This is a genomic window from Mycobacterium sp. TH-M11 (genome assembly GCF_057473725.1).
Genome location: NZ_JBYCLD010000085.1, coordinates 1 through 6,321, shown reverse-complemented (window position 1 = coordinate 6,321; position 6,321 = coordinate 1). Strand labels below are relative to the sequence as shown.

The window sequence follows — 6,321 nt, the reverse complement described above, 5'->3', positions numbered from 1 at the left end:
GCGGTGTGGGTGTCCACCGGCAGCGCGGTGACCGACAGGTCGCCGAGCCGCAACCCGGCGGCGGGGTCGCCGGGCTCTCCGGGCAGGTTCTGCCACGCCAGCATCACCTGAACGAGCGGGTGATGGGTCAGGCTTCGGGTCGGGTTGAGCCGCTCGACCAGTACCTCGAAGGGCACGTCTTGGTGTTCGTAGGCGGCCAGGCTGCGTTGGCGCACGTGGTCCAGCAACTCGGCAACGGTGGGGTCACCGCTCAGATCGAGTCGCAGCACCAAGGTGTTGACGAAGAACCCGACCAGCCCGTCTAGTGCTGGGTCACGTCGTCCGGCGATCGGAAACCCAACTGCCACATCAGGACTCGCGCTGAGCTTGGCCAGCAGGACGCCCAGGGCGGCCTGGATCAGCATGAAGCTGGTCGCGCCGTGTTCGCGGGCCACCCGGATAACGTTCTGCTGCAGCTCAACCGGCCAGTCCACCGCCGCGGTGTCGCCGCGCTGATCGGCGACCAGTGGGTAGGGCCGGTCGGTGGGCAACGGCAGCCGCTCGGGCATCCCGGCCAAGGTCTGCTGCCAGTAATCCACCTGTGCGGCGATGCGGCTGCTGCTGTCGTCGATGTCGCCGAACTGCGCGCGCTGCCACAACGTGTAATCGACGTATTGCACCGGCAACTCGGTCCACCGCGGGGTGTGGCCCGCAGACCGGCTGACATACGCCGTCTCCAGGTCACTGATCAGCGGCGCGATCGACCAGCCGTCCGCGACGATGTGGTGCGCCACGGCCACCAGCACGTGCTCATCGTCGGCGACCTGAAAGAGCTTTGCGCGCAGGGGTATCTCGGTAGCCAGGTCGAAACTGTGCCGCGTCGCCTCGCCGACCGCGTCCGTCAGCCGGCTGGCCGGCCAGCCGGTGGAGTCGACAACCTGCCAGCCGAAGTCGGCCCGCTCGGGCGGTAGCACGCGCTGCTGGGGTATCCCGTCGGTGGCCACGAACAGCGTGCGCAGGCTTTCGTGGCGGCCCACCACATCGGACAACGCGGCGGCCAGCACGTCGGCATCGAGGTCTCCGCGGATATGCAATGCCACCGCCAAGTTGTAAACCGGCGACGGGCCCTGCAATTGGTCGATGAACCACAGCCGCTGCTGAGCGAAGGACAACGGAATGACCGCGGGCCGCGCAACGGCGGCCACCAACGGATCGAGGGCGTCGTCGGCGCTGATCTGCAGCGCCAACTGGGCCACGGTGGGCGCCTCGAACACGGCGCGCACTTTGAGGCCGCCGCCCATTTGGTTGTTGACGGCAGCGACCAGACGCATGGCCGACAGCGAATCTCCACCCAAGTCGAAGAACGAGTCGTCCACGCCGACCCGTTCGAGGCCGAGTACCTGCGCGTAGATACCCGCCAGGATTTCCTCGGCGACCCCGCTCGGGGCGCGGTAGCGATCGGTGTCGTCGTACTCCGGCACCGGCAGGGCCCGTTTGTCGAGCTTGCCGTTGACCGTCAGGGGCAGCGCGCTCAGTGCGACGACGTCGGCGGGCACCATGTAGGCGGGCAGCGTCGCGGCCAGCGCCGCGCGGACGTCGGCGGGGTCGGCGGTGCCGGTGATGTAGCCGAGCAGACGGGGCTGCCCGGGGCGGTCTTCGCGGGCGATCACCACCGCCTGCTGCACACCGTCGACGGCGGCCAGCGCGGCTTCGACTTCAGCGGGCTCGATGCGATACCCGCGGATCTTGACCTGCTCGTCGGCGCGCCCGAGGTAGTGGAGTTGGCCGTCGGGACGCCAGCGCACCAGATCTCCGGTGCGATACATCCGTGTCGGAGGTGCTCCCGCAGTCACGAACGGGCAGGCCACAAACCGCGATCCGGTCAGCCCGGCCCGGCCCAGATACCCCAGGCCCACACCCCGGCCCGCCACATACAACTCCCCGACGACACCCGTCGGCACCGGCCGCAACCATTCGTCGAGCACGAACAGCGCCGTCGTCGACACCGGCGCGCCGATCGGCACCACGTCGACACCCACCGACAGCGGCGCGCTCAGCGAGGCGTACACCGTGGCCTCGGTGGGGCCGTAGGCGTTGATCACCACCCGACCCGGCGCCCAGCGATCCACCACCTCGGACGGACAGGCCTCGCCACCGAGCAGCAGCGCCACCGCATCCAGCCCCTCCGGGCTCAGGGCGGCCACCGCCGACGGCGTCTGGGTGAGCACGTTCACCTGTTCGGCGATCAGCAGCGCCTGGAAATCGTCGGGTGAGCGGACCACCGAATCGGGGACCACTACCAGCCGGCCGCCGCCTAACAACGCGGCCCAGATCTCCCACACCGAGAAGTCGAACGCGTACGAGTGACACTGCGTCCACACCTGCGTCGCGGGCAGGCTCCGGGGCGAGGACGCCGCCAGATGATTCAGGTTGTGGTGCGTGACGGCAACGCCTTTGGGTGTTCCGGTAGTGCCCGAGGTGTAGATCACGTAGGCGATGTCATCGGGGTCGGGTACCGGCAGCGCGGTGCGGGGCTGTGCGTGCACAAACTGGTCGTCGACATCGATGACCGGGAGGTCGCGCCCGTGCAGCCGAGTGCGCAACCCGGCGCTGGTGATCGCGACGACCGGGACGGCGTCGTCGAGCATGAACCCGATCCGCGCGTCGGGCAGCGCGGGGTCGATCGCCAGGTAAGCCGCACCGGTTTTCAGGACCGCGAGCATCGCGACCACGGCCTGCGCCGAGCGCTCCAGTACCACTGCCACGCAGGCACCCCGGCCGACCCCTCGGTCGGCGAGCAGGTGCGCCAACCGGTCAGCGGCTTCGTCGAGCTGCCGGTAGGTGATCGACAGGTTCCCGAAGGTCACCGCTTCGGCCCCCGGTTTCCTGGCCACCTGCGCGGCGAACAGCGTCGGGACCGACACCCGAGTGGGTGCGGGATGACTCAACACCGCCCGGTGGCCCCACCGATCCAGGTCGGCATGCTCGGCCTGATCGAGCAGATCGATCGACGACAGCCGGCGGGCCGGATCGGCGGTCATCGCCGCGACCACCCGCCGCAACCGGGTGACCAACAGCGCGACGCCGGCGGCGTCGAACACGTCGGTGCGAAATTCCACCGCACCGTCGATCCCGGCGGGTTCACCGTCGTTGCTCCACCGCTCGGCCAACGAAAACGACAGGTCCACCCGGGCGGTGTGGGTGTCCACCGGCAGCGGGGTGACGGCGAGGTCGCCGAGGGTCAGCCCGCCGGTGGTCTGGCCGGTATCGGCCGGCAGGTGTTGCCAGTCCAGCAACACTTGCACCAGGGGGTGGTGAGTCAGGGACCGGGTGGGGTTGAGCCGCTCGACGATGACTTCGAAGGGCACATCTTGATGCTCGTAGGCGGCCAGGCTGCGCACGCGGACCTGGTCCAGCACCTCGGCGATGGTGGGATCACCGGTCAGGTCGACGCGCAGCACCAGGGTGTTGACGAAGAAACCCACCAACTCGTCCAGCGCTGGATCTCGCCGTCCGGCGATCGGAAACCCCACTGCCACATCAGAACTGGCGCTGAGCTTGGACAGCAGGATGGCCAGGGCGGCCTGGATCAGCATGAAGCTGGTCGCGTTGTGTTCGCGGGCCACCCGAACAACCTGCTGCTGCAACTCAACCGGCCAGTCCACCGCCACGGTGTCGCCGTCCTGGTCGGCGACCGGTGGATAGGGCCGATCGGTGGGTAGCGCTAGCCGCTCGGGCATGCCGGCCAGAGCGCCCTCCCAGTAGGCGAGTTGCGCGGCGATGGGACTGCCGTCGTCGTCGATGTCGCCGAGCTGCGCACGCTGCCACAAGGTGTAATCCACGTACTGCACCGGCAATGCGGGCCAGTCGGGCGGCTGTCCGGCGCACCGGGCGCCGTAGGCCATTCCCAGATCCCGAACCAGCGGAGTGACCGACAAGCCGTCGGCGGCGATATGGTGCACCACGCCCACCAACACGTGCTCGTTGTCGCTGACCCGGAAAACCTCTGCCTGCAAAGGGATCTCGGTGGAAAGATCAAAAGCGTACTTGGTCGCCCGGTCGACCGCCTCGGTCAGCCTTGCGGCCGGCCATCCGCTGGCGTCGACGACCTGCCAGCCGAAATTGGCCCGCTCGGGCGGCAGCACGCACTGCGCGGGAGTGCCGTCGGTGGCGACGAACAGCGTGCGCAGGCTTTCGTGGCGCTCGACCACATCGCACAGCGCCGCGGCCAACGCCTCGATGTCGAGCGGCCCGCACAGCCGCAACGCCACCGCCATGTTGTACACCGGCGACGGACCTTGTAACTGGTCGATGAACCACAGCCGCTGCTGGGCGAAGGACAACGGAATCACCGCAGGCCGCTCGTGCGCCGTCAATGCCGCAACGGCCGGTTGGGCGATGTGTGGGCGTGCCCACTGGGCCAGTGCGGCGACGGTGGCTTGGTCGAAGATGGTGTGGACGGGGACGTCGACGCCGAGGGCGGCGCTGATGCGTGCGGCCAAGCGCATGGCCAGCAGCGAATGCCCGCCCAGATCGAAGAACGAGTCGTCGATGCCGACGTGCTCGACGGCAAGCACGTTGGCGTAGAGGTCGGCCAGGGTGTGTTCGAGGGCGTCGGTGGGGGCGCGGTAGTGGCCGCGGTCTGAGTATTCGGGCGCGGGTAGCGCGCGGGTGTCGAGCTTGCCGTTGACCGTCAGGGGCAGCGCGCTCAGTGCGACGACGGCGGCAGGCACCATGTAGGCGGGCAGCGTCGTGGCCAGCGCCGCACGGGTGTTGGCGGGGTCGGCGGTGCCGGTGATGTAGCCGACCAGTCGCTTGTCACCGGGACGGTCTTCGCGGGCGATCACCGCGGCCTGCTCGACGCCGGGCTGGGCGGCCAGCGCGGCCTGGACGTCGCCGAGTTCGATGCGGTAGCCGCGGATTTTGACCTGCTCGTCGGCGCGCCCGAGGTAGTGCAGTTGCCCATCGCCACCCCAGCGCGCCAGGTCGCCCGTGCGATACATCCGTGTCGGGGGCGCCCCCTCGGCCACGAACGGGCACGCCACAAACCGTGACGCGGTCAGCCCGGCCCGGCCCAGGTACCCCAGGCCCACACCACGACCGGCCACATACAACTCCCCGACGACACCCGTCGGGACCGGCCGAAGCCAGCCGTCCAGCACGAAAAACGCCGCCCCGGACAGCGGCGCACCGATCGGCACCACGCCGGATCCCGGTGTCAAGGGCGAACTGATCGATGCGTCGACCGTCGTCTCGGTCGGGCCGTACACATTGAGCATCACCCGGCCCGGCGCCCAGCGATCCACCAATTCGGCGGGGCAGGGCTCGGCGCCGATCAGTAACGACACCGACTCCAAGCCCGCCGGGGACAACGCACCTGCCTCCGACGGGGTTTGGCTGAGGACGGTGACGTGTTCCGCGGCGAGCAGGGCGCGCAGGTGGGTGGGTGCCAGGGTGCTGGATTCGGGCACGATCACCAGTCGCCCGCCGCCCAGCAGCGCACCGAAGATTTCCTGAATCGAGACGTCGAAGGCCAGCGAGTGGCTGTGTGACCAGACCCCTGCCGGGGGCAGGTGGGTGTGCAGTGAGCGGAACAGTTCGGTGACGTTGCGATGGGTGATGGCAACGCCTTTGGGTGTGCCGGTGGTTCCTGAGGTGTAGATCAGGTAGGCGATGTCGCCGGGGTCGGGGTGGGGTAGCGGGGGGTGCGGTTCGGTGGTGCTGCCGGCGTTGTCGACGGTGATGACGGGCACGTCAGGATGCTGTAGGCGGTCGCGCAACGCGGTGGTGGTCAGGACGGTGATGGGTGCGGCGTCGGACAGGAGGAGCGCGATCCGGGTGTCGGGCAGCGCGGGGTCGACGGGTAGGTAGGCGGCGCCGGTCTTCAGGACGGCCATGATCGCGACGATCGCGTCGGCGCTGCGGGTCATCAGCAGCGCGACCCGTTGTCCGGGGCCCGCGCCGCGACGGCTCAGCAGGTGGGCCAGCCGGTTGGCGGCGGTGTCGAGTTCGCGGTAACTGAGGGTGCGGCCCTGGTCGCTGATCGCGATGGCGTCGGGGTGCTGTGCCACCCTGGTGGCGAATGCCGCCGGGATCGAGACGCCGGTTGGGGTGGGTTGGGTCAGCACCGCGTGATTGCCCCAGCTGTGTAGACGGGCGTGGTCGGCGGCGTCGAGGACGTCGATGGTCGACAGCGGGCGGGTGGGGTCAGCGGCCATCGCGGCCAGCACCCGGGTGAATCGTCTGGCCAGTGCTTCGATGTCCGCGGCGTCGAACGCGGCCGTGTCGTATTCGATCCGCAGGCCCAGTTCGGCGCCGGGCAGGGCTTGGATGGTCAGCGGG

Annotated in this window: 1 protein-coding gene; it reads right to left on the bottom strand. The window is 69.3% G+C overall.

Features of this window, described 5'->3' with window-relative positions; translation table 11 throughout:
• A partial coding sequence (locus tag AC2VOG_RS03590) for an amino acid adenylation domain-containing protein (RefSeq protein WP_486938541.1) occupies window positions 1-6,321 on the bottom strand: 6,321 nt, incomplete at both ends.